Source organism: Flammeovirga aprica JL-4 (genome assembly GCF_012844305.1).
GTDB lineage: Bacteria > Bacteroidota > Bacteroidia > Cytophagales > Flammeovirgaceae > Flammeovirga > Flammeovirga aprica.
Map to the genome: position 1 here is coordinate 15,057 of NZ_JABANE010000022.1, position 23,419 is coordinate 38,475.

A 23,419-nucleotide genomic window follows, 5' to 3' on the forward strand; every position below is an offset into this window, starting at 1 on the left:
ACAAAAGTGATAAAAAAACACCACAAAGTTAAATACCTTGTGGTGTTGATTATTTTGAAATTTATTGCTGATGTTAAATATTCTGTATTGAAGGTTGTTGGAATAACGATGGAAGATTTTTTTTCCATGGCTTTACTTTCAATAAATAATAACGCTCACAAATGTATAAACTGATAACTACAGATAGTATTCCTAACACACTGCCTACTGCTACATCAAGAAAGAAGTGCTGTACAAGGTACATTCTTGAAATACCTACTACAATTCCATAAAGCATACCTATTGTAATTCCTTTCCAGTTTGGAATAAGCAGGATAATTATAGCCCCAATTACAAATCCAGTAGTGGTGTGACCAGAAGGGAAACTGTTTACGGTGTGAAAATGTACGTCCAATACTTGATGGAAACTTTCAGCTCCGAATTTGCCTGCTGGCCTTAAACTTAAATTATCTCCTGTGAAAATTACTCTCTTCAACACCGCTACTAAAATGCCATGCAAGGCAGAAGACATCACAAGCACAGGCCAATATTCCTTTTTAACTAACCATACTAACCCTAAAAGTGGAATTAAAAATATTCCGTCTCCAAGGTTGGTAATGTACTTAAAGAAATAATCCAATGTTATGGTATGGTTGTCATTTAATAAATGTACCATCCAAGCGGTATCTCTTTCTTTTGTCACTAACGCTAAAACAACTGGGATAATAAGAAATAGCAAGATAATCCCAAACGTGTTATAGATTTTTTTCTTCGTATTCATCTGTTTTGAAAAATTGTTTTGTATTTAGGTCTATAATTAATAGTGTGTCTAAGGATGCTTCTCTAGTATTAGCATTTAAGAACTCAGCGTTCAGTGTTGTAATGTGAAAAGATCCATATCTCTTTATTAAGCGGAAAGGAATGTCATTTTCCCTAAGTGTTTTGATGTGAGATGAGTTAGCGACAAGTAAGGGTCTGTCTTCTATGGGTTGGTTTTTGAGTGTATTCAATTCAATTTGAGTGCGGTAATTTCCTTTTAAGTAAAATTGAGCAGGCCAGCTGACCAGCCCTAAGTGCACTTCTCTATCTTGATGTTCATCATTGATGTATCTAGCAGCATTTACTCCTCCTTGATAAGTGAGGACGTCTTTGTAAAATACTTCATGGACAAAAGTGCCTAAGATTAAACTGCTTATTACGCCCATTACAATGAACTTCTGTTGTATGTTATCAGCTATTTTTAGTTTAAAGAAAATAATACAACTCAAAAGAGCGATGCTCAGAGCAATGCCTAGCGTGTTGATCTCATTAAAATAAAAAGACATAATACCAATGCAGACCAGTAAGAATAAGCCGGCATAAAGCTGTATACTGATTTTGGTTATTTTATTGATCCACGTTTTCTTTTCAGACCAATTGACAATGGTATGGGCGGCATGAATACCTAAAAGTGGAAAAACAATATTGGTGTAATGTGGAAGCTGGAATTTGGAAATGGAGAAAATAAAGAAAATAAAGGTGAAGCCACATACTGTTACGTATTCATCAGCAGATATTCCTTTCTTTATTCTTTGGTAAGCGGCTTCAATTATTCCTGAGTATGCAATCAATACCCAAGGTGCAAATGCCCACAAAACAGTATGAAGGAAAAAGAAGGGGTCTCCTTCGCCTTTTATCGGCCCCGAATTGAAAAAGCGACCAAACTGACTATCCCAGAAGAAAAACTTAATTCCTGATACATTGGTGGTGCCAAAAACGACTTTCTCAGGGTGGGCATCGAACTGAACATACAAAGCGTAAATTTCAGGAAGGGTAAATATTAAGGTGAGAAATAAAACCAACAGCCACCTGAAGTGGAGAATGCTTTTCCATTTATTCCTTAAAATAAGATCTCCCCAAATGGCAGAATAAAGTATAATAAGAATGAAAATTCCTTTTGTCATTACTGCAAATGCCGAAAATAGAGCGCCTGCAAACAGATGAAGGATGATATTCTTATTGGAAAACTGGTACAGGTGGTAGATGCCGCCCATAATTAAACCTAATAAAATCGTCTCAGCTCTGACATCATTATTAGATAGCATTATGTGAAGAGCGGTACCCGTAATCAGGACGCTATACTGTGCTATTTTCTTATTGTATAGTACTTCTGCTAACTTATAAGTATACCAAAGGCCTATACAGAAGAATATAAATGAGGGAAGCTTGTAGGCAAAGCCATTGATCCCAAAAATATTCATGGATATAGCACACACCCAAAAAGGAAAATGAGGCTTATCTAACCAATCCTTTTCCTGAACAATGAGGTTAATGTAGTCGCTGGTAACAACAATATGTTTTGAAATGGAAGCGTATAAAGCGGAGTCCACATCAAAAACGTCATTGAAAAGTCCGAAGGCATTTACGCTCAAGACTCCTAACAGTAGTATAATAAAATGTTTCTGCTTCAATTTGAATTGAATTGTTTGTTTCTGTGGGTAAATGTCGGGTAAAAGCTTTAACTGCGAATGAAGCAGGAATGAAGTTTATGAAAAATAGAAGCAGTTGAATATTAATCCAGAGTAATAATTGTGAACAAAAAAAAGAGACCTTCAAAAATTAGAAGGTCTCTTTTGTCGGGATGGCAGGATTCGAACCTGCGACCCCCTGGTCCCAAACCAGGTACACTAACCGGACTGTGCTACATCCCGAACGATGCGGAGAGTATGGGATTCGAACCCATGCATCGGTTTCCCGATGACGGTTTAGCAAACCGCTCCATTAACCACTCTGGCAACTCTCCATTAACGATTTTGTTTGTCATTTCTGACGCCCTTTCCGTTTAATGCGATGCAAATATAAGCGGTCAAATTCCATTATTCCAAATTGAAATCCATAAAAAAGTGTTAATTAAATTTAGGATTTATGCATTAATCTGATATTCAATGAGTAAAAAGTACAATTTTCTTTTACCTATTCTATTGCATCAATAAATCTTTTAAATTAGCAGGCGATATTAATGAACAAGTTTATTCTATTTACATAAAGTATGACGTTAGCAAGGGAACTCGGAGGGTTAGAATTTGCACTGATTGCAGTATTTTTCCTGTTTTATTGCCTCTATCTTTATAGAATTCTAAGAGCACGTAAATCTTTTAGAGCAAAAGGTGGAGCAACGCTTTATAAGCTAATAATAAGAACAATTTATTTTGGGCTTTTTATAGTGGCGTTGTTGGGACCTTCTTTTGGTGAAATGAAAAAAGAAGTGAAGGCAGTCAGTAAAGATATTTACATCTGTGTGGATTTGTCAAAGTCAATGGATGCAACGGACATCAGACCCTCACGCTTAGCGAAATTAAAATTTGAACTGAAACAAATTGTAAAGTCGTTCAATTCTGACCGTATAGGGTTGATTGTATTTACAAGTGATGCCTTTTTACAATGCCCGTTAACCTATGACGGCAACGCCTTGAATATGTTTATAGAGACGATGTCTACTTCATTGATCTCTAATTCGGGTACTGACTTCGGTCCACCGCTTGAAATGGCTATCAGCAAGCTAGAAGACGCTGAAGAGGGAGTTCCTTCTGCTAAGAAGGCTTCTAAGGTGATTATTCTAGTCAGCGATGGTGAAGATTTTGGTGAGGACACAGAGGAAATGGTCAAAGAGATCAAAAATCAGGAAGTGAAGCTGTTCACTATGGGTATTGGTACTGAAACAGGATCAAAAATTCCTGCGGGTTACCGTTTCAAGAGAGATAAAATGGGGAATGACATCATTACAAAATTAAATTCCTCTTCTTTGGAAAGACTCGCGAATGTGACTGGTGGAGAGTATTTTGAAATCAGCGACAAGCAAAACGATATTAACCGCCTGATCAGTTCTATCAACAAAATTGAAGGAGAATTGAAAGGTGCAAAAATGGCGGATGTGACAGCCAATAAGTACTATTACTTCTTAGCAATCGCATTGTTGTTGTTAGGTTTGGATGTGATTTTAGCTGTAAGAGTAATTAAGATTTAGTTTTTAATTTTAAGCCAAAGAAAAAATCCCTTTGATTGTTTTTTTACAGTCAAAGGGATTTTTTTTATACGATACCGGCGGCGGAAAGCATACTGACTTGATTCATGTAAACATAAGAATACAAGCCTATTAGAATGAGTGTGGGGTGGGGTGTAGTGATGTTGATTCTACCAGAAGTCTGTGCAGAATGATAGGAGGCATATACCCTTTCATGATCATCGATCAGGTCCCATTTTGAGGTGTAAATATCTTTTGATTTCCATTTATAAGATTTTCCATCTAGAGTAATTTTGGCCTTGCCCAACAATTTTGTGTAGATCATTTCCCCGATCACATCATTGGTGTTGAGGTCTACAATTCTTGAGTCACTGTTCCAGATACTTTTATTTTCGATGCAAAATGAGTTATTGTATAATGTCACTTTAGAGTTTTTAGACATCATACTCATGTCAAGGGAACCTATGAGATTATTATCTTCATATACTTTGATTTTATGACTGAAAGTTCCGCTTTTCCATGTTAGTTGTTGTTCTTCAGCATTCATATTTAGTGAGATAAATAGTTAAGAAATTTAAACGTTATTTAATGAAGTATAGTTTTAGTATGTAAGGAATTAATAACCATTTATAAAAAAGAGGTAAATCTAACCCTCTAAATGTGTTATGATTTACCTCTTTAATTTATTACAAAAAACGTACTAATATTGAAGCTCTTTTTCTTTTAACTTCGGTTGATTAGCACTTGTCTTACTCATTTTAAACCTTCTTACAGTAGACATAATAGTACCAATGGTCAGTAAAATAGTACCTATCCAAAGTAAGTTGATAAACGGCTTTTCAACAGCCTTCATAATTACCCAGTCTTTCTGAGTAGTTTCTGCAGCGAAAACAAACTTATTTTCCTTCGGTTTGATTTCCTTCAATGCTATTCTCAAACCAAGCTCTCTGTTGGTGTCGGAAATAATACCAGCGTCCCAGTCTTCAGTTACACCACCCATTCCCATTCTTTTTACTTTAGTAAGAATATAAGAAGGTTTCAGGTCAATACTTCTACCATTTCCAACCAGAACTCTAAGATTAGCTTGCAATGCTACATCATCATCTTTGATGACATATCCAGGAGCCTTGTCAAGCGGTTTTACGCCGTCAAAGATTACTACATAGTCATTTAAGAAAACTGTGTCACCAAGCGACATGCTTAATGATTCCTCAGGGCTCCACTCTATTTCTTCATCATCCACCGCAAGGTTTGTGATGTGCGTATACATATCTTTATTCCAGAAAGAGGCAATATCCGGAGATGGAATAGGGCCCATCTGTTCGTTGTCCTGCACTCTTGGGTATAAAGAGAATGATTTTCCTTTATCGTCAGTATACTCTATTTCGTAATAGATATTTTCATTGTAGATCTGAATATCATCACCTGCTTTTGCAATTGTTTCACCGTTGGAAATAATATCTTCCATTACTATGGCACGGTAAGGGTCGTTGATTTTCTGTCTTACTTTTTCTTTATCGAAATACCCAGGAAGATCTCTTGAAGTCAAACGTGGACCTTTATAAGTAAGTAGGTAGCGGTCCATTTTCTTAGGCTGACCTCTGAAAAGCAATACATTTTCCTTGTTCATTTCCTCAGGGAATTCACTGTTGTAAATTTTTCCTGAAAGGTTTAATGAAACGACTTTTTCAAATCCACTTGAACTTAAGATACCCAATAGCATCAATGCAGCGCCAATATGTGATACAGCACCACCTGAAATAGCCATTTTCATTTTAACAAACTGGAACAATACCTGAATATTGGCCACTAAAGAGAAAATTGCTGCTGTCAGTAAAACAATATAATGCGGTTGGTATACATTACCTAAAACGATAAGTGTCGCAGCCCCTAATAAAGTGATTACGTAAGGGACAGATAAAGTATTCCAAATGTTTTTCTTATCAATTCTTACCCAGAAGAAATATTGGGTAGTACCAGAAATAATAGCTACCGCTACCGCAAACCAAAGTTGGAATTTCGTGTAGAAAGCTACGGCATCTGCTGGAGGAGCTAGGTTGGATTGAATTCCGAAGTTAGAAACCAATGCATTCCAGGCAGGGATTGAAGTAGGTACCAATACTTGGAAACTCATTAATGTTAAAGTAGCGGCACCAATAAAGAACCAGAATTCACTGCTGTATACACTTGGTTCATCTTCATCTTTTGGCATCTTGCTCCATCGTATGGCGAATAGAACAATGGCAATTGCTGTAAAGAAGACAAGGTATAATAATAACTGTCCTGATAAGCCTAAATCTGTAAATGAGTGAACAGAGGCTTCTCCTAGTACACCACTTCTTGTTAAGAAAGTAGAATATAAAACAAGGATAAAGGCTGTTACTACCAAGACCATACTTGTTTTTAAAGCGGTATGACTCTTATGTTGAATGATCATAAGGTGAAGGCCAGCCAATAAAATAAGCCAAGGCACATACACTGCATTCTCTACAGGGTCCCAGTTCCAATATCCACCAAAGTTTAGTGTTTCATAGGCCCAGTAAGCACCCATCATGATACCTAATCCTAAAACGGAAACGGCTAAAACTACCCATCCCATAGCAGGTTTTACCCACTCAGAATATTGCTTTTGAATCAATGCCGCAATCACATAAGCGAATGGAACAATGGTCAATGCAAAACCAAGGAAAAGGGTAGGAGGGTGAATCACCATCCAAATATTTTGAAGTAATGGATTCAATCCAGTACCATCTTCGGGAACGAAATTAGGATTGCTTGCAAAAACAGGTGCTTCAATTGCATCTCTTAATAAAATGAAGGGAGAAGAACCGATTTTGCTGCCGAAAACATCAATTCCCAATACCATTGACATTAAGAAAGCTTGAACGGCTGCAATAATAAACATTACATTACCTTCCCATTGATCACCTTTTTTGATGACAAAAATACTTACTAATACATGCCAGAAAGCCCAAACCAAGAAACTACCTTCTTGACCTTCCCAGAAACTGGATACTATATAATAAGCTGGTAAATTATCTGAAGAGTGACTCCAAACATAGTGGTATTCATAATAATGATTGAAAATCATATAAAATAAAATACATACTATACTGAAGATCGAGAACCCATGAAGGAAGAATGTTCCCCTGGCTAGTTTTAGCCATTGATTCTTTTCAACCGAGTTATTTTCTATAGCAGAAAGTCTGTATGCAATTGCCGAGAGAATTGCCGCGACAAATGCTACAATGATTGATGTGTGTCCTAAGTTTCCTATAAACGAGTGGATCATTGTGAATTTTGTTTGAAATGTAGGTGGTTGTTAACCTGCACGCAAAATTACGAAAGAGGTTAGTTAACCCCTAATGGAATGAGTGTATTAACGTTCCTTTTGATTTTTAATATTGAATTGAAGTAGCAAAGCTGTATGCCGGTAAGCGTTTGTGGTGCAGTATTGTTTTATTTTTTATCAAAATAAAGACTACGTCATGTTCTACTTTTCTTTCTCAAAGGGAAGGAAAATAGAGTGACCTTCAACTACTTGCGGATTAAATTGCTGTATAAGTTGAATGCCTTCTTTTGAATTATCATAATAAAGAGATGCAATTTTTTTCAAGGTTTCTCCTTTCTGAACAAGGTGGGATCCTTTCACAGGAATAATAAACCAATTCTCACCCATCACCACTTTAGCTTCAATGGCCAGTGGATTATAGATGTTGAATTTTTCAGCTACCTGATTTCTGTCAAACTTATTTCTAACGTCTCTGAAAAGTGCATACATACGGTATCTTTCGCTGTCAAAAGCATCAAAATTTCTTTCAGCAATAGACTTAGTGTGCAGTTTTTGGTAATTATCGTAAGAACTGATCTTATCATTTGCTTTGTTCAGCTGTTTCTGAAGCTGTGCAATTTCCTGTTGTTTGAGTGTGATTTCTTCCTCCCAGTTCGACTTGTTCTTATTATACATAAAAATGACAAGAAGAGTAAAAAGCACAAATCCTGCAAAATTGTAAATGGTATTACGTTGCTGATTTGGATTTGCTAGTCTTGCTTCAGCCTCTTTTTCAAAAGGAAAAACTTCTTCAAGCACCTTCATTCTATCACGAGAAGGTGTGTTGTCCCTTAAAAATTCACAAGGAAGAATCGCACAGATAGAGTTTTCACCGGCGGGTGTTCCCGTGGCAAGCAATTTCTCAGCAATTTCCTGTGGCAGAGAAGAGTGGAAAATCTCTTTTAATATTTTAGGATCATTGTCAAATAACAATGAAGAGGTAGCTAAAATCAATTGATCTTCCTCTTTCAGAAGAAAAGGAGTAGAAACAGAAGTGGCTTTATGATGAGGAGGAGATAAGAAACGACCTTGTCTGAAAACGAAAACACGGATGTCACCACTGCGGGTATGCCACATTCTACGGTCCTTGATATAAACCAAAGCGTAATGATCACCGGTATTTTCCTTGATCACTTTTGCTGCATTTTTCAAAGCCATTTGAGGTTTATGACTTTCTTTAAAAGCAGTAGAAATATTGAGTTCCTGTTCAGAATTGATTAACTCATCAGTATAAACGGCACCTATTTGCAGGCTGTCATCACTAAGGTCATCCACCCAGTATTTGGATACCTCTTCTTTCTTTGCTGCGTAGCCTATTGTATATTTTTGCAGTGTGTTGACGGTCATTCTAATGTTTAAAAAACGTAAGTTATCTTGTCGAACTTACTAAAAATAAATATTCCACTCTTCTGTTTTCAAGATGTTTCAAGTTAGAACATTTTACATTATTCTTACACCCATTGAGCAAGAAGTTCTCACCAAAACCTTCAATAAAGATTCTTTCAGAAGATACTCCCTGTAAAATTAAATAGTTTTTGATGGATTTAGCCTGTTCTTGAGAAATTTTTAAATTAAAATCATCATCACCTCTAGAATCGGTATGACACTCTATTTTCACATCAATATTTTTCTTCTCCTTCATTCTTTCCACAATCAGGTTCAGTTCCTCATGTGCTTTTTCATTGATATTGGAAGTATTGACGGTAAAAGGATAGACAGCAAAGCGTTTTTTCTGGTCATCAGGAAGGTCAATAATAATCTTACTGACTGATTGATTAATTTCAATTCTGTTCATATATAAAATATGATCTTCTTGATTGATGACTTTCAGAATATAGTCGCCCTTTTGGTCTAACAGGAATTTAAAATCAAATATTTTCTCCTCAAGTGTGATGATTGTATTGGAGTTAGGATTGAAAAGTTCTACCCTGTATTTATCTTTCTTATTTTGATGTAACTCTCCAAGCAGTTCGTAAGTGTTATCTGCTTTTTTCAGACGGCAGTTGATTTTAATTTTTTGGGTGCCATGTGCTTCTTTGGCCAGTATGATGGCATTATTGTCCATTGTCCAGCCGTTCTTAAAACACTTGATCTGATAATTGGAATGATTTTCTAATTCCAGCTCAAATTTTCCATCTTTATCTGAGAAAGTACTTTTTATAGGCGTAAGCAGGGTCATATTTTTCTGTTCTGAATAGGAATAGACCACAACTTCAACGTTGTCAATAATTTTTGATTTATGAGAATAAACTACACCATGAACAGCTACTTTATTACTTGCGAAACAATAGGAACAAGTAAGAAAATAAAGAAAAAAGAAATATTTCTTAAAAGTACTGCTCTTCATTACTGCTTGGTTTGATTGATTTTATATATCTATTTTGAGCGAAGTATTGATAATCTGATGAATACCTAAATTAAAAATGAGTAAGATTATTTTGAAGTTTAAACAACTTATTTTATTAACAAACGTTTTAAATTTGTATATTTGTAATTAGAACTTCTAGATAATCAATCTCCTTGTGTGTTGATAAACTTACTGTTATGCGAATTACCAATCGTTTTTTATACCCACTCATCACTCTTTTTATTTGTTGTTTTTCATTAATTACAAACGCATCCGTAAAAGAGTATACCCTAAAAGGGCTTTATCTTGACAGCAATACTGGTTTGACTGTCGAAGGTGTGAAGGTATGTGTTGTAAATACCAAAAGTGGTGCCAAGACAACTATTTACACCGATCAGGAAGGAAAATTTGTTTTGACGCTAAATGGTGAATCAGACTTCACCGTGCATGGCACCAAGAAAAAATACTTTGATCAGAAAGTACATTCATTTTCTACAATAGGAAAAGATGTAAGTGAAGTGATTGACGTTACTTACACTATTAATGAGGTGCAATTGAATGTCCCTTACATGCTCAATACTGTAGACTTTGAAATCAATAGCGTTTTTAGAATAAAGAATTCTGATCAAATTGATGCTTTAGGCGAACTACTCAAAGATTTTCCTGATGTTACTTTATACATCACTGTTCATTCGGACTCAAGAGGTGCGGATGAATTCAATAAAGAGATGACAAGAAAAAGAGCTGAATACATCCGTGAGCTTTTGATGGCGAAAGGATTATTAGCCACTAAACTAGTCGCTCAGGGGGCAGGTGAGTCAGAGTTGCTCAATGAATGTGGCAATGGCGTAAGATGTTCCAATCAGAAGCATTTGGAAAACCGAAGAATTGAATTTCTATTAGTACAAGAATAGCTATAAAACTAGATAAATTATTTACAGGGAAGTTCTACATCAAGATGTATTGGTGTAGAACTTTTTTGTTTTATAGAATTAAGAACTAATATGGATAAGCAAGGATTCAGTTTTTTGTAAAGTCATTTTTAAAGAATGATTTAAGGTAATATGTTAGAGGTTGATCTTATTTGATTTCTTGATATGATATTATCCTTTTTATTTTTACTGATAAATACTTGTATAAGATGTTAGTAACTAGGTTGTTGTTTGTGTTTTTCTTTAAGTTCTTCATTACTAAAAGATTTAGTTTACATCTTTAAACGTTAATATTCATACTTTCTTAGTTGGTGGGAAAGATTCTAAGGTGTTCTGTTAGAGTAAATTAATATGTAAAGTAATGTTAAAAATGGTAATATTTTTATGAAAAATATCAATTTTTGCACTACTTGAAAATAACTAAATTATAACGAAAATGATGAATCTAACAAACACTACTAAATTAAATAGTTTTTTTCTGCTACTTTTTCTAATCATCTCAATCAACACGTATTCATCCACTACTTATAAGTTAGAGAGAAATGTCAAGTTTGATACATACGCTGAATGGCAAAATTATACTTGGAATGAAAGTGGTTTTCCTACCTCTGCTGATAATTTAGAGTTGAACGAATATACAATTGAAATTAATTTTGATTTTCCTGATAATCTAAACGGAATATCATTTTTAAATACAAGCTGGGACGGGAGTGGAACTAATATTATCATTAGCAGTAATGTTAAAGTGAACTTTACACCTGGAACTCCTCTTAATCTGACTGTTAAGAATAATGGTTCATTTGAAATTTTGAATGCAGTTGCTCAGCCATCTCAAGTGTCTAGAATTGTTGTAGAAGATGGAGGAGAGTTAATTGTACGTGGAGCACTTTCATATAATCAGTCTGGTACTTTTTTGGATATAACTGGAGATGTTGTTATCCATGGGGACTTAACACTAAGTAATTCAAGTACTTCAGTTATAGTAAATGATACAGGGTCTTTGACTGTTTATGGAAGTGTAAACTTTAACAATGCTTCTCCTAACTTTGATATAGGTGGTTCTGTAATCATTCAAAATGACTTATATTTTGCCAACTCGGGTGTCATTGTAGAAGTTTTTAAAACAGGTACTTTAGAAATTCAAGGTACTGTATCTCATACAAATTGGGATCTTACGTTTGAGGTTTGTGGAGAAATGATCGTGAGCAAGAATGTGAATTTAAATGGCGGGATAACTATAGATGTAACTTGTGATTGTGCGAACTTTGATGAAGCTGCTTGTGAATGTGTGGGGGAACCTAGTCATGAATTTGGGAGACTTGAAATTAACGGAGCATTTGATTTTAATTGTAACAATTCAAATAATATTATTGGAGCTTGTAATGTGACTGTAGGAGGAGGATGCACATCTTGTTCTGAAGACTTAGATCTGTGTAAAAATGTAATAGACCTTCCAGTAACCCTCCTATACTTTAAAGGAGAGAAAACAGCAGAAGGAAACCTATTGTCATGGAAAACGGGAACGGAACAGAATACAAGCCACTTTGATGTAGAAGTTTCGAATGATAAAAGAAACTGGAGTGTGCAGGGTACAGTGATGGCAGCTGGTAATAGTAATGTTCCATTGATCTATAACTTTCTAGATACTAAAATGACGCATAAGTATTACCGATTGGCTCAGTATGATTTGGATCACTCGGTCAATTACTATGGTGTGGTAAGTATGAATAATGATGGTGTAGATTTTAATGTCACCATTTACCCTACAGAAATTTCAAATGGGCAAGAATTATCAGTACAATTATCTGGCGTGAATATCAGTGCACCTGTTGTTGGTACTTTTTATACTAGTGATGGAAAAGTACTTGGAACAGAAGAAATTTCAAGTGGAGAAGAAGGATTGTTTACAAAAAGTATTTTGATGCCAGAATGTCCTGAAGGTATTGTTTTATTGAAAATTGTCAATGGGAAAAATAGTATCACTAAAAAAATCTTGGTGCATTAAATTATCCCACAAAATCAAAAAAACCAACTTATGTATTGATGTCATAAGTTGGCTTTTTCATTTATGCTATTTTGATCTAAAACGACTGTAATACAACCACTGATCTTGGCGCTAAAGTATAATGCCCCGGAACGATCAATACTGCATCATCAAAATGAACAATATCCTGAGGAGAAGGCAGACCGGTATCGATCATACGTTTCCATTGTGTTTTGGTATTGTTGATGGTAGGTTCTGGAATCTCAAAACTCAAAGGTTCCCAATAGGTGTTGACCATAATATATAGCTGTTCCCCTGTGTTTGGAGAAGTCAGCATGTAACCGATCGCGTGAGAGTTACCTTTCCAGTCTGGATAATCAAACTCCACACCATGCCATGAAATGATAGGTCTTCTAGCTCTAGCTTTTGAACTCCAGAAACGCTCAGTTTGGAAAACACCGTGTTTTAAGTTGAATTGGATAAGCTCTTTTACAAAACGTAATGATTCAGCATTGTTTTGTGGATCATCCCAATTGAACCAACTTAAACCATTGTCTTGACAGTAGGCGTTATTATTACCGTTTTGAGTTTTTCTCACTTCATCTCCCATCAAGATCATTGGCGTACCTTGTGATAATAAAAGAAGAGTGAAGAAGTTTTTGATTTGACGCTCTCTTAAATTATTGATTTGCGGTTGATCCGAAAGACCTTCCTCTCCATGGTTCCAACTGAAGTTGTCATTACTTCCGTCATTGTTGTTTTCACCATTGTCAAGGTTGTGTTTTTGGTCGTATGAAACCAAATCATTCATGGTGAATCCATCGTGACACGTAATGAAGTTGATACTACGGTTAGGGTCTCGGTGTTCCTGATCTTGGAAAATATGATGCGAACCTTCAACACAACCGGCAAAAGGACCAATTTGATCCATATCTCCTTTCACAAATCGTCTTAATACATCTCTGTACACACCATTCCATTCACTCCAGCGGTCACCAACAAATGAACCTACTTGGTATAAACCGGCGGCATCCCAAGCTTCGGCAATCATTTTTGTGCCTGCTAGAATAGGGTCTGATTCAATTTCCCATAAAATAGGAGGGTTTTCTAAAGGTCTACCTTCTTCGTCTCTTGAGAGAACGGAAGCTAAATCAAAACGGAAACCATCTACGTGCATTTCCGATACCCAATATCTTAAAGAGTCCATGATCATTCTTCTTACTACAGAATGATTGGCATTGAAAGAGTTGCCACATCCTGAAAAATCAAGGAACTCGTAATTGTTGTTTTTATCCGTAATATAATACGTTGTAGCGTCCAGTCCTTTGAAGTTGATTGTTGGTCCTGCTTTTGGCCCAACCTCTGTAGTATGATTATATACCACATCAAGAATCACTTCAATACCTGCTTTGTGCAATGCCTTCACCATGTCCTTGAATTCGTTCACAGGGCTGGTAGGATCATTTTGATCCATGGCATAAGCAGAGTGAGGAGCAAAGAAGTTCACAGGGCTATATCCCCAGTAATTAATTCTTCCTTTTGGAGCATCATGAGGATCAAACTGATAAATAGGAAGAAGCTCAACGGCTGTGATTCCTAATTCCTGTAAGTAAGGAATTTTCTCAATCAAGCCTTTATATGTACCTCTCATTTCATCAGAAAGTCCTGAAGAAGGATCTTTCGTAAATCCAGCTACATGCATTTCGTAGATGATGGTTTTTGAGTAAGGTCTTGATAATGGTTTATCATCTTCCCAATCGTATTGACTATCATCAATCACAATACTTTTCAAAGCGTGAAGACAGTTGTCACCCGGTCTGATCGCCGCTTTTCTTGAGTACTTGTCATTCATGCAAACTGCCTTTGCATAAGGATCTACCAATACTTTACTTCCATCATACCATTGGCCTTTTTCCGGAAGGAAATCACCAAATGCTCTATAACCATATACTTGACCATGACCTACACCTTCAACAAATACATGCCAATAGTAGAAAGTCTTGTTGGTTTCGGGATTTAAACGTATTACATGATAAGGTCTGGGGCTGTCTTTGTCTGCAAAAAGCAGTAGTTCGATTGCTGTAGCACCTTTAGAGTAAATACAAAAATTAGTACCTTTTTTCTTGACAGTAGCTCCAAGAGGATAACTGTTTCCTTTAGAATACTTCACACTCATCGCTATTCTTAATATTATATTTAGCCTTGAAGTTAATCAATTTTTTTAGAGATGTTTCAAACATATTCTTATGCAATGAGAAAGTTTTACAATTTGTTCTTGTTGCGATATTTATTTAGATAAAAAAAGGGATGAGAAAGTTATTATTCTTCCTCATCCCTCTCATTTTCTATTTTTAGAAAACTATCTTCTTTCAATCTTAGCTCCGATATTTCTCAAGCGCTCATCAATAAACTGATAACCTCTGTCAATCTGATCGATATTTGAAATCACACTTGTTCCCTCAGCAGAAAGTGCTGCAATCAATAAAGCTTGACCGGCTCTGATATCAGGAGATGTCATCTGAATACCTCTTAATTTTGACTGACGGTTCAAACCAATCACTGTAGCTCTATGCGGATCATTCAAAATAATTTGAGCACCCATATCAATTAGTTTATCCACAAAGAATAAACGGCTTTCGAACATTTTCTGGTGTACTAAAACAGTACCTTTTGCCTGGATGGCAGTCACCAAAACAATACTCAATAAATCTGGAGTGAACAACGGCCAAGGACCATCTGCTACTGTCAAGATAGAACCATCAATGAAACGGTCTAATTGATAATGCTCTTGAGAAGGAATATAAATATCGTCACCTCTGAATTCCATTTGAATACCCAAACGCTGGAATACAGTAGGGATTTGTCCTAGTTCATCAATACGGCAATTTTTGATGGTCAACTCCGACTGTGTCATTGCTGCCATACCAATAAAACTACCAATCTCAATCATATCAGGAAGCATAGTATGCGTAGTACCTCCTAATTTATCAACACCTTCAATCGTCAATAAGTTAGAGCCATAACCACTGATATTTGCACCCATACGATTCAGCATTTTACAAAGCTGTTGTATATAAGGCTCGCAAGCTGCGTTGTAAAGAGTGGTTTTACCTTTGGCCATTACAGCACCCATGATAATATTGGCAGTACCCGTTACTGAAGGCTCATCCAATAAGATGTAAGTACCTTCTAAGTGAGTAGCGTCAATTTCAAAGAACCCATCAGAAGTGTAATTAAACTTTGCACCCAATTTTTTGAAACCTAAAAAGTGGGTATCCAAACGACGGCGACCAATTTTATCTCCACCCGGCTTAGGAATTTTACCTTTGCCAAAACGAGCCAAAAGTGGACCCAATACCATAATTGAACCTCTTAACTTAGATGCCTTTTCAGAATATGCTTTTGTTTGAAGATGCTCAATATCGATATCTTTTGCTTCAAACTCATAAGAGCCTTCACCTAACTTCTCTACTCTAACGCCCAAATCAGCCAAGATGTCAATCAGTTTCATGACATCAATAATATTGGGGATATTGTGGATTGTTACTTTATCTTCTGTAAGCAAGACAGCACATAAAATCTGTAACGCTTCGTTTTTAGCTCCTTGAGGAGTAATTTCACCACTTAATTGGTGTCCTCCTTCAACAATAAATTCTCCAGCTCCTATTGATGCAGACATATTCTATTTATTTATGTTTTTTTGTACTTAACCTTTTGGGAAGTAGCTTTTTATCTTTCGTATAAATGGGGGAAGACCCTATAAAATAAAACGAGTTACCTTATAAATAAAAGTAACTCGCTTCAATATTACGCAATTCAATATAAAAATTCTATTTATTCTTGATTCAATGCGTTAATAATTGCCGTAGGGCTCATTCTGTTTGAATATTTTGGATCATATTGCATAGCAATAATTTTCTGATCCTGACCAATAATATAAGTGGCAGGGACAGGAAGAGAAGCCTGTTTGATGGCATTATTGGCCGCTATATCTGTAAACATAAATGTCTTGATTTTCTTTTGATACTTCTCAGTGACTTGAAAGGTTACTTTGTAGCTGTTCATAATCCCTAAGTCCTGATCGGTGATCATAGGAAAAGTAAAATTCTTCTTTTTAGCAAAAGCATCTAAACTTTCTTTTTCTTCAGGACTCACCATAATCACTTGAGCACCTGTAGCGGTTATATATTCTAAAGAGTCTCTAATACTTTTAAGGTGTTTGTAACATGAGGGGCACCAGCTTCCTCTGAAGAAGTTAACTACAACGGGTCCTTCTTTTATCATTTCAGATAACTTTCTAGTTTTTCCATTTTGATCAACCCCTTCAAAATCGGGAGCAAAATCACCCACTTTCAAACCGGGCTGTAATGTTTCTACTTCAATGCCATATTTTTTATAAATATCTTTTTCTTGACTAAAAACGAAAGTGCTGACGCTAAGCAACAGTGATAAGATGATGTATTTCATAGGTTTAAGTGTATTCTGATTTAATATATAGAATATTAAGTTTTAAAAAGTGAATAATTTGGTAATTAGTCAATATAAAACTTAGATCCTTACATATTTTCTACTTTTAAAGACAATTGATAGAGTAGGTGATGACACAGCAAATAAAAAAGCCCTATCAAAAATAACTTCTTGACAGGGCTTGAATATCATGTATAATGAAGGACTAACCATTCAAATGTTTCAGCATGGTGTCCATTTTAATTTCTGTTTCTTTCCATTCTTTCTCAGGGTCAGAGTCACAAGTTATTCCTGCTCCTGCGTATAACAATGCGTGGTCCTCGAACAATTGCAAGCATCTTAAGTTCACGAACAGGTGATCTCTGTTTTGAATACCTACAGGCCCGATAAAACCGCTGTATAAAGAACGGTTGTATTTTTCATTGTCCAGAATAAATTGAGTAGCGATTTCCTTCGGCATTCCGCATACCGCAGAGGTAGGATGTAGAAGTTTGAGCATTACAGTGCCTAACTGAGGGAAATTAGTCGCTTTGGTATCTACTTTAAAATCTGTTTTAAGGTGAAGAAGATGTGCAGCCGCTACAGTTCTAGGGCCTCTTTCTTCAAACTCTCTCAATCTAATTTTCTTAAAGCAGTTGATAATATATCTACTAACTAAGGCTTGTTCTTCAATTTCCTTACTTTTCCATGAAGCATCTTTCGGCAACATTCCATTGCTAGCCTGTGTTCCTGCCAAAGCTACAGTTCTGAAAATTCCATTTTCATCCATGCTGATTAATGTTTCAGGAGATGCACCTATCCAAAGTCCAACATTAGGAAGGTAGCACATAGAAACAAAGGCATTAGGATAGGCCTCACAAAGGCGATGGAAAAATTCAATAGGAGAGAAGTCCTCTTTTAGAGGTGCTTCTTTTGTTCTAGACAGAACGACTTTCAGAAACTCTTCATTATTCATCGCATTTACGCTTTCCTGAACAATATTCGTGAAGTGTTCCTTAGAAGTTGGTGGAAAATGAGTTTTAAGCATTTGCCTTTTCCAACGGTCTTTATGCTGTTGATGATCAAAACGGCTGAGGGCTTTTTCTACTTTCTGTTTTGTCTCAAAATCATAATTATTAGAAAATTCAAGTTGAGCAAGATCTGAAGTGTAATAAATATCAGCGGGAATAAAGTAGGCTTTGTCTTCCTTATCTTGGAAAGGCCTTGCTAAAAAGCCTTTAGGAAGTTCTTCTAAATCCACCTCCACTCTCAAAGCTTCCTTCTGTAAGGATACTACAATTTGTTGAACAGCCTCCTGAGGCATTTTCCAAGCAGCAAAAGGTTGTCCACTATCCAACGCTGTACCAAGCACCTCATCAAAATGAAGAGGAGCATTATTTACTTCCGTAATCTTCTGATCTACTCTGTTTTCCAAATCTATTCTATTCTTTCATGCATTAATCACATAGGATATAAAAAAGGGGCATTTTATCTTACTCCTCGGTAGATTTTATCACATTGTAAAAACGATGTTTTACAGCTCTACATCGATTAGAATAAAAATAACAACCTAAAATTGCCGTCTTTATTTTCTATGTTCTTAATCCAAAAATTGTTTATACTAAGTATTGTTGGTCACTTACTTTATATGAATAACTAAAATATGAAGGATATAGTTATATTCATTTAGCAATTATTAGCCTAGTATTTGCAAATTTATCAGAATAAGGTTGATTTTTGCCTATGGCATGTTAATAAACTTGTTAATAATATACACTTCGTGGCTTCAATTTTGTTAGAATAAGCTCTTAGGTTAGATTAAATAAGACTGTATTTCACTATAATGAACAATTATAAACTCAATAAAGCTTATAAGAAATACTACCTCTCAAAGGTGAAAAAGCACTTTCTCATAAAATGGGGTTGGTACTTGCGTGTGCTTATTTTTATTGGGGTTTTATCTGTGGTGGCCGATAGAGTAAATGTTTGGTACTTTAAGCCATCCAAATTATATACCTTGCTGGACCGTTTCTTTTATGATTATGCTAAAGAACATCCAGAGGTACTGACAAGAACAAAGGCATTTAAGTGGCCATATATAACCAATGAATCAGAAAGTAAACTAAACGATGTTTCTACTTTTCAGGTGGAGTATGATTCACTTTATGTACAGAAAGAATATGAGTTTCTCGATCGCTATGATCTGAAAAATATGACGCCTCAAGAAAGGTTGTCAGCCCAAACTTTTCGTTATTTAATCGAGCAGGAAATACTAGAAAAACTGCTTTTTAAGAATACAAAATACCCTATCGATCATATTTCAGGTATACAAGTGCAGTTACCTTTACTGATGCTGAATTGCCATACCATCAAAGATATCAGTGATGCCAAAAACTACATTAGCCGACTGATTGATGCTCAAGATAAAATAGCGGAATTGATTGCAGGAAACCGTCTTAATCCAGCGGAAGAGTATGCTGATATCACCACTAAAAATATTCTTTACAGAAGACAGGGAGAGACGCTTGAAGAGTGTATTCATCATTTTCATATTAATGAGGGACTGACTATACCACCAAAGAGCGTATTGAAAAGAGTAAGGGAACAGCTTCATATTTTTTTAGAAGGAGGAGTAGAGAATAATGTCTTTTACAAAGATTTTATGAGTAAGCTGGATCATGTAGATAATGATGAATTGATTAACAATCGCTCGGAATTAAAATATGAAATAAAAAAAGCAATAGAAGGATCGGTAATTCCTTCTTTTGATGCATTGTATAGAACGGTAGCTGAACTGGAAATGCAGGCGCCAGAGGAAATCACTTCTTTACAATATCCTCTTGGAGAAATGTATTATCAGCATAGCTTGAGAAATAAACTGGGAATGAGTGATTCTCATTTGGATTTTAAGCATAGACCTAAAAAATTATATTTCCTTGGAAAAAATCTGCTTTACAGAGAAACGGCCAAATTGCATCAGATGCTCTCGGAAATAGGAGCAGGAAGTGGTTCATTGCGTACTAAAATTGATTCATTATATACAGGAGAGAACCATATCACACATACAGAATACTTGAAGCAGTTTGAAGAAACGTTACTGCAGTCTTCTACTTTATTTACACCTCATGAAAAAGTAGAATTCACACATTTTCCACCCTCTATCAGTACCACTTTTTTTGAACCTTTTTATTATGAAGGAAGTTATGACAAGAGCAGGTGCGGTAAGATTTACTTTTCAGATTCCGTAAGTTTTTACAGTAAACTCGTTTTAAAACCTACAGCAATTGGATTCTCTGCTTTAAACCAATGGAGCAGTTTGAGAGTGAAAAATACAAGCCTTCCTTATTTCAGAAGAGGATTAACATTCCGTTACATTGAGGAATTCTGGAAGAATGCCTTTTTATACTATCATTACGCCGATGCTCCTTTAGAAGAAAAAGTGAAGTATCAATTATGGAAAGTGCACAATTTAGTATTCATGGTCTGCGACTTAGGGATTCATCATTACCTGTGGACCAAGAAAGAAGCAATGGAATATGTATTCGAAAAGTCAATATTAACAGAACGTGAAGCCGAGAATATGGTGGATTTTTGTTCTTCTTCGATTGGTGAAGGAGTTGCAAGAGGTTTTGGAATGCATTTATTTGAAAGTTATATTGTAAAAGAAGAGAAGGGTGGTGACATTCAGTATGTTATGAGTGAGTTGAAACCCCTTTTTAACGAAGGTGCAGTTTCATTTTCAGAATTTGATAAATTAATATTTGCAAATAATTCTGAAAATAGGATGAAGTAATTTTTAAACATGCACTTTATGTGCATAAAGGTCAAATTTAATCTTATCTTTGCACGTATTTTCGAAATAACGATTACAGTTAAGTACAAATATGAGTCTAACAATTAGAGAAAAGCACGGATTTAAGTATATAGATGAAGGTGAGGGTGAAGTACTGATCCTGTTACATGGGCTGTTTGGAGCTTTGAGTAACTGGTCTGAGGTGTTGAGTTACTTCTCTGGACGTTACCGTGTGATCATTCCAATGCTTCCGATTTATAATTCACCAAGAAATGAATCAAACTTAGAAGGATTGGTAGCTTATACTGAAAAGTTTGTAGAGGACTTTGGGTTATCGAAGTTTTCTTTATTAGGAAATAGCTTAGGAGGTCATGTTTCTTTGTTATTTACTTTAGCAAACCCAGATAAGGTAGAAAAACTAATTCTGACGGGTAGCTCAGGACTTTATGAGTCAGGTATGGGATTGTCTTACCCGAAAAGAGGTAGTTACGAATTTATTAAGGATAGAGTAGGTTATACTTTCTATGATCCTGAAGTAGCCACAAAAGAGCTTGTTGACGAGGTGTTTGAAGTAACATCTGACAGTGCGAAATGTTTGAGAATTGTATACTATGCAAGATCAGCTCAAAAGCACAACCTTAGAGAAGAGTTGAATGAAATAAAATGCCCGACTTTATTGATTTGGGGATTGAATGATACCATCACTCCTCCAACAGCAGGACATGAGTTCAACAGAAGAATTCCGAACTCTGAATTACATTTTATAGATAAGTGTTGTCATGTTCCGATGATGGAACATCCAAATAGATTCAACATGTTAGTGGATGATTTCTTGAGAAATAACTAACAATGATGTAGTTTAGAGAAACCTTCAAATAATTTCTCTAAATTTACAAAGGGAATTTAGAATAGTGTTGATAACTATTCTCAGATTGGGAGGTAAAAATTGGTGAAAATCAATGGTTTATCTCCCTTTTTGTTTATAATTATCATTAGAATCAAAAATACGATGGTATGCAGACAGCAAAACAGTTAATTTCACGAACATTACCCAGTATTGATCCAAGTACTACTTTAGAATGTGTTTTTACTTATTTTGAGGAAAATAATATTCAGTCACTTCCTGTGGTGAAGGATGAGAAGTACCTAGGACTTGTGGTGGAGAGTGACTTTTTTGACCTTGATATAAACGAAGGAGTAAAGTCTGTGAAGCTGCCATTGTCTTATGAGGAAGCTTCTGTTCTGCCCGCCACTCACCTTTATGATGTACTTAGAGTAGTAGATGAGTTTGGGATAGAAATTGTTCCTGTGGTAGATAAAGAAGATAAATACCATGGGTCGATTATAGTAGAAGAAATGATGCAGGAGCTGGCAAGATTACATGCCGATCAAATTCTGGGCAATATCGTAGCACTCCGCATAGAAGCAATTCATTATTCATTAGAGGATTTAAGCCGATGGGTAGAATCCAATAATGTGAAAATCTTAAGTGCATTTGTAGAAACAGATCCTAATGATCCGTTAATGGTCATTGTCACTTTAAAGTTGAATAAAGTGGAAGTAGATGCTGTTTTAGCTACATTTGAACGCTTTAGTTTAAAGGTAATCTACTCGTCTACTTTTACAGAGGGTAAAGATGACAGCAAAGACCGATTAGATAACCTATTAAGGTATTTAGAACTTTAACAATGATAATTGCATTACATAGCCGCAAGTTAGAAACTGAACGTAGCAAATTTATTATCGATTCCATCAAATATATTATTGATAAACCAGAACTGGAATTGGTAATTTCTGATGCCTTAGCTCCTTATTTGGAGAAAATAGAACCTGAATTATCTAAAGGTTTAAAAGTATTTAGTAATACTGAACAACTTAGAGGAGTAGATTTCATGATCTCCATAGGTGGTGACGGTACATTACTGCAAGCACTGACGTACGTGCAGGAGCTTGAAATTCCAATTGTTGGAGTCAACGCAGGGCGCTTAGGTTTTTTAGCGTCCATCCAAAGAGAAAATTTTCAAACTACTATTGATGCTTTGGTCAATGGTTATTACTCCATTGAAGAAAGAACCATGCTCGCTTTGGTGAGTGATAGAGAAGATCTTTTTGGGGGAATCAAATTCGGATTGAATGAATTTACGATTCTGAAAAGAGATACTTCTTCCATGATTGTGGTGCATACGTATTTGAATGGAGAGTATTTAAACTCTTACTGGGCCGATGGGCTGATTGTTTCCACTCCTTCAGGTTCTACAGGTTACTCCTTAAGTGTAGGTGGACCGGTAGTCATTCCAGGATCGGAAAACTTTATTATTTCGCCAGTATGTCCTCATAATTTAAATGTGAGACCGCTTATCGTTTCAGATAGTAGTATTATATCTTTTGAAATAGAAGGCCGAAGCAAAAACTTCCTCGTATCTCTCGATTCAAGATCTGAGGCAGTAGATGCATCTATTCAATTGGCCGTTAGAAAATGTCCTTTCAAAGCCAAATTGGTGAAAATAGGAGGGCAGGATAACTTTTTAGATACCCTAAGGAAAAAATTAAACTGGGGTCTGGATAATCGAAATTAAATTTGAAGCCTTTATTTTTTTAGAGAGGTTT

17 protein-coding genes and 2 tRNA genes are annotated in these 23,419 nt (G+C 35.7%); 7 read left to right on the forward strand and 12 right to left on the reverse strand.

Annotated elements, in window-relative coordinates; translation table 11 throughout:
* Positions 1 to 73 precede the first annotated feature (73 nt).
* The 4 genes from HHU12_RS10035 to HHU12_RS10050 all read right to left on the reverse strand — a co-directional run bounded on the left by HHU12_RS10035 (position 74) and on the right by HHU12_RS10050 (position 2,761).
* Positions 74 to 760, reverse strand: coding sequence for a phosphatase PAP2 family protein (locus HHU12_RS10035; RefSeq protein WP_169656607.1), 687 nt, complete (start codon positions 758 to 760; stop codon positions 74 to 76).
* The gene (locus HHU12_RS10040) at positions 735 to 2,429 is read right to left on the reverse strand and encodes an ArnT family glycosyltransferase (protein WP_169656608.1); all 1,695 of its coding nucleotides are present in this window, start codon (positions 2,427 to 2,429) and stop codon (positions 735 to 737) included. The genes HHU12_RS10035 and HHU12_RS10040 overlap by 26 nt, the downstream gene beginning before the upstream one ends.
* A 165-nt stretch (positions 2,430 to 2,594) precedes the next feature.
* Positions 2,595 to 2,669, reverse strand: a tRNA-Pro gene (locus tag HHU12_RS10045).
* A 7-nt stretch (positions 2,670 to 2,676) separates the two neighbouring features.
* A tRNA-Ser gene (locus HHU12_RS10050) sits at positions 2,677 to 2,761 on the reverse strand.
* A gap of 246 nt (positions 2,762 to 3,007) precedes the next feature.
* Between HHU12_RS10050 and HHU12_RS10055 the strand changes: the two genes are divergently transcribed.
* The gene (locus HHU12_RS10055) at positions 3,008 to 3,982 is read left to right on the forward strand and encodes a vWA domain-containing protein (RefSeq protein ID WP_169656609.1); all 975 of its coding nucleotides are present in this window, start codon (positions 3,008 to 3,010) and stop codon (positions 3,980 to 3,982) included.
* 64 nt (positions 3,983 to 4,046) lie between these two features.
* Here HHU12_RS10055 and HHU12_RS10060 read toward each other — a convergent pair whose 3' ends face one another.
* From HHU12_RS10060 to HHU12_RS10075, 4 genes are all read right to left on the reverse strand, one after another.
* Positions 4,047 to 4,526: a hypothetical protein gene (locus tag HHU12_RS10060; protein WP_169656610.1), complete on the reverse strand. Its 480-nt coding sequence runs from the start codon at positions 4,524 to 4,526 to the stop codon at positions 4,047 to 4,049.
* A gap of 153 nt (positions 4,527 to 4,679) precedes the next feature.
* Positions 4,680 to 7,271, reverse strand: a complete 2,592-nt coding sequence (gene ccsA, locus HHU12_RS10065; RefSeq protein WP_169656611.1) for a cytochrome c biogenesis protein CcsA — start codon at positions 7,269 to 7,271, stop codon at positions 4,680 to 4,682.
* Positions 7,272 to 7,472: 201 nt separating this feature from the next.
* Positions 7,473 to 8,657 (reverse strand): hypothetical protein, encoded by a 1,185-nt coding sequence (locus tag HHU12_RS10070; protein WP_169656612.1) that lies wholly within the window; start codon positions 8,655 to 8,657, stop codon positions 7,473 to 7,475.
* A gap of 22 nt (positions 8,658 to 8,679) precedes the next feature.
* Positions 8,680 to 9,657, reverse strand: a complete 978-nt coding sequence (locus tag HHU12_RS10075; protein ID WP_169656613.1) for an OmpA family protein — start codon at positions 9,655 to 9,657, stop codon at positions 8,680 to 8,682.
* A 197-nt stretch (positions 9,658 to 9,854) separates the two neighbouring features.
* On the opposite strand from HHU12_RS10075, the gene HHU12_RS10080 reads away from it, so the two are divergent.
* Positions 9,855 to 10,571 (forward strand): OmpA family protein, encoded by a 717-nt coding sequence (locus tag HHU12_RS10080; protein WP_169656614.1) that lies wholly within the window; start codon positions 9,855 to 9,857, stop codon positions 10,569 to 10,571.
* A gap of 454 nt (positions 10,572 to 11,025) precedes the next feature.
* Positions 11,026 to 12,594, forward strand: coding sequence for a translocation/assembly module TamB domain-containing protein (locus HHU12_RS10085; protein ID WP_169656615.1), 1,569 nt, complete (start codon positions 11,026 to 11,028; stop codon positions 12,592 to 12,594).
* A 76-nt stretch (positions 12,595 to 12,670) separates the two neighbouring features.
* On the opposite strand, the gene glgX is transcribed toward HHU12_RS10085, so the two are convergent.
* From glgX to HHU12_RS10105, 4 genes are all read right to left on the reverse strand, one after another.
* A complete protein-coding gene (gene glgX / locus HHU12_RS10090; protein WP_169656616.1) occupies positions 12,671 to 14,749 on the reverse strand; it encodes a glycogen debranching protein GlgX in 2,079 nt (692 codons plus the stop codon).
* Positions 14,750 to 14,932: 183 nt separating this feature from the next.
* Positions 14,933 to 16,252 (reverse strand): UDP-N-acetylglucosamine 1-carboxyvinyltransferase, encoded by a 1,320-nt coding sequence (gene murA / locus HHU12_RS10095; protein ID WP_169656617.1) that lies wholly within the window; start codon positions 16,250 to 16,252, stop codon positions 14,933 to 14,935.
* Positions 16,253 to 16,407: 155 nt separating this feature from the next.
* Positions 16,408 to 17,040 carry a peroxiredoxin family protein gene (locus HHU12_RS10100; protein WP_169656618.1) on the reverse strand — a complete coding sequence of 211 codons (633 nt, stop codon included), beginning with the start codon at positions 17,038 to 17,040 and terminating at the stop codon, positions 16,408 to 16,410.
* A 205-nt stretch (positions 17,041 to 17,245) separates the two neighbouring features.
* Positions 17,246 to 18,454 (reverse strand): isochorismate synthase, encoded by a 1,209-nt coding sequence (locus tag HHU12_RS10105; RefSeq protein ID WP_169656619.1) that lies wholly within the window; start codon positions 18,452 to 18,454, stop codon positions 17,246 to 17,248.
* A 408-nt stretch (positions 18,455 to 18,862) separates the two neighbouring features.
* Here HHU12_RS10105 and HHU12_RS10110 point away from each other — a divergent pair, with 408 nt between their 5' ends.
* The 4 genes from HHU12_RS10110 (at position 18,863) to HHU12_RS10125 (ending at position 23,388) form a co-directional block, all read left to right on the forward strand.
* Positions 18,863 to 20,812 carry a DUF885 family protein gene (locus HHU12_RS10110; protein WP_169656620.1) on the forward strand — a complete coding sequence of 650 codons (1,950 nt, stop codon included), beginning with the start codon at positions 18,863 to 18,865 and terminating at the stop codon, positions 20,810 to 20,812.
* A 91-nt stretch (positions 20,813 to 20,903) separates the two neighbouring features.
* A complete protein-coding gene (locus HHU12_RS10115) occupies positions 20,904 to 21,659 on the forward strand; it encodes an alpha/beta fold hydrolase (protein WP_169656621.1) in 756 nt (251 codons plus the stop codon).
* A 167-nt stretch (positions 21,660 to 21,826) separates the two neighbouring features.
* Entirely contained in the window at positions 21,827 to 22,498 is a 672-nt protein-coding gene (locus tag HHU12_RS10120; protein WP_169656622.1) for a CBS domain-containing protein, read from the forward strand.
* A gap of 2 nt (positions 22,499 to 22,500) precedes the next feature.
* Complete coding sequence (locus HHU12_RS10125; RefSeq protein ID WP_169656623.1) at positions 22,501 to 23,388, forward strand: NAD kinase; 888 nt, start codon at positions 22,501 to 22,503, stop codon at positions 23,386 to 23,388.
* The last annotated feature ends 31 nt before the right edge of the window (positions 23,389 to 23,419 follow it).

Excerpts from the sequence above, each read along its gene's own strand:
- HHU12_RS10085 (WP_169656615.1), top strand. The coding sequence starts at position 11,026 with ATGATGAATCTAACAAACACTACTAAATTAAATAGTTTTTTTCTGCTA.
- HHU12_RS10110 (WP_169656620.1), top strand. The coding sequence starts at position 18,863 with ATGAACAATTATAAACTCAATAAAGCTTATAAGAAATACTACCTCTCA.
- HHU12_RS10125 (WP_169656623.1), top strand. The coding sequence starts at position 22,501 with ATGATAATTGCATTACATAGCCGCAAGTTAGAAACTGAACGTAGCAAA.
- murA (WP_169656617.1), bottom strand. The coding sequence starts at position 16,252 with ATGTCTGCATCAATAGGAGCTGGAGAATTTATTGTTGAAGGAGGACAC.
- HHU12_RS10080 (WP_169656614.1), top strand. The coding sequence starts at position 9,855 with ATGCGAATTACCAATCGTTTTTTATACCCACTCATCACTCTTTTTATT.
- HHU12_RS10060 (WP_169656610.1), bottom strand. The coding sequence starts at position 4,526 with ATGAATGCTGAAGAACAACAACTAACATGGAAAAGCGGAACTTTCAGT.
- HHU12_RS10115 (WP_169656621.1), top strand. The coding sequence starts at position 20,904 with ATGAGTCTAACAATTAGAGAAAAGCACGGATTTAAGTATATAGATGAA.
- HHU12_RS10120 (WP_169656622.1), top strand. The coding sequence starts at position 21,827 with ATGCAGACAGCAAAACAGTTAATTTCACGAACATTACCCAGTATTGAT.
- HHU12_RS10055 (WP_169656609.1), top strand. The coding sequence starts at position 3,008 with ATGACGTTAGCAAGGGAACTCGGAGGGTTAGAATTTGCACTGATTGCA.
- glgX (WP_169656616.1), bottom strand. The coding sequence starts at position 14,749 with ATGAGTGTGAAGTATTCTAAAGGAAACAGTTATCCTCTTGGAGCTACT.
- HHU12_RS10035 (WP_169656607.1), bottom strand. The coding sequence starts at position 760 with ATGAATACGAAGAAAAAAATCTATAACACGTTTGGGATTATCTTGCTA.
- ccsA (WP_169656611.1), bottom strand. The coding sequence starts at position 7,271 with ATGATCCACTCGTTTATAGGAAACTTAGGACACACATCAATCATTGTA.
- HHU12_RS10075 (WP_169656613.1), bottom strand. The coding sequence starts at position 9,657 with ATGAAGAGCAGTACTTTTAAGAAATATTTCTTTTTTCTTTATTTTCTT.
- HHU12_RS10100 (WP_169656618.1), bottom strand. The coding sequence starts at position 17,040 with ATGAAATACATCATCTTATCACTGTTGCTTAGCGTCAGCACTTTCGTT.
- HHU12_RS10070 (WP_169656612.1), bottom strand. The coding sequence starts at position 8,657 with ATGACCGTCAACACACTGCAAAAATATACAATAGGCTACGCAGCAAAG.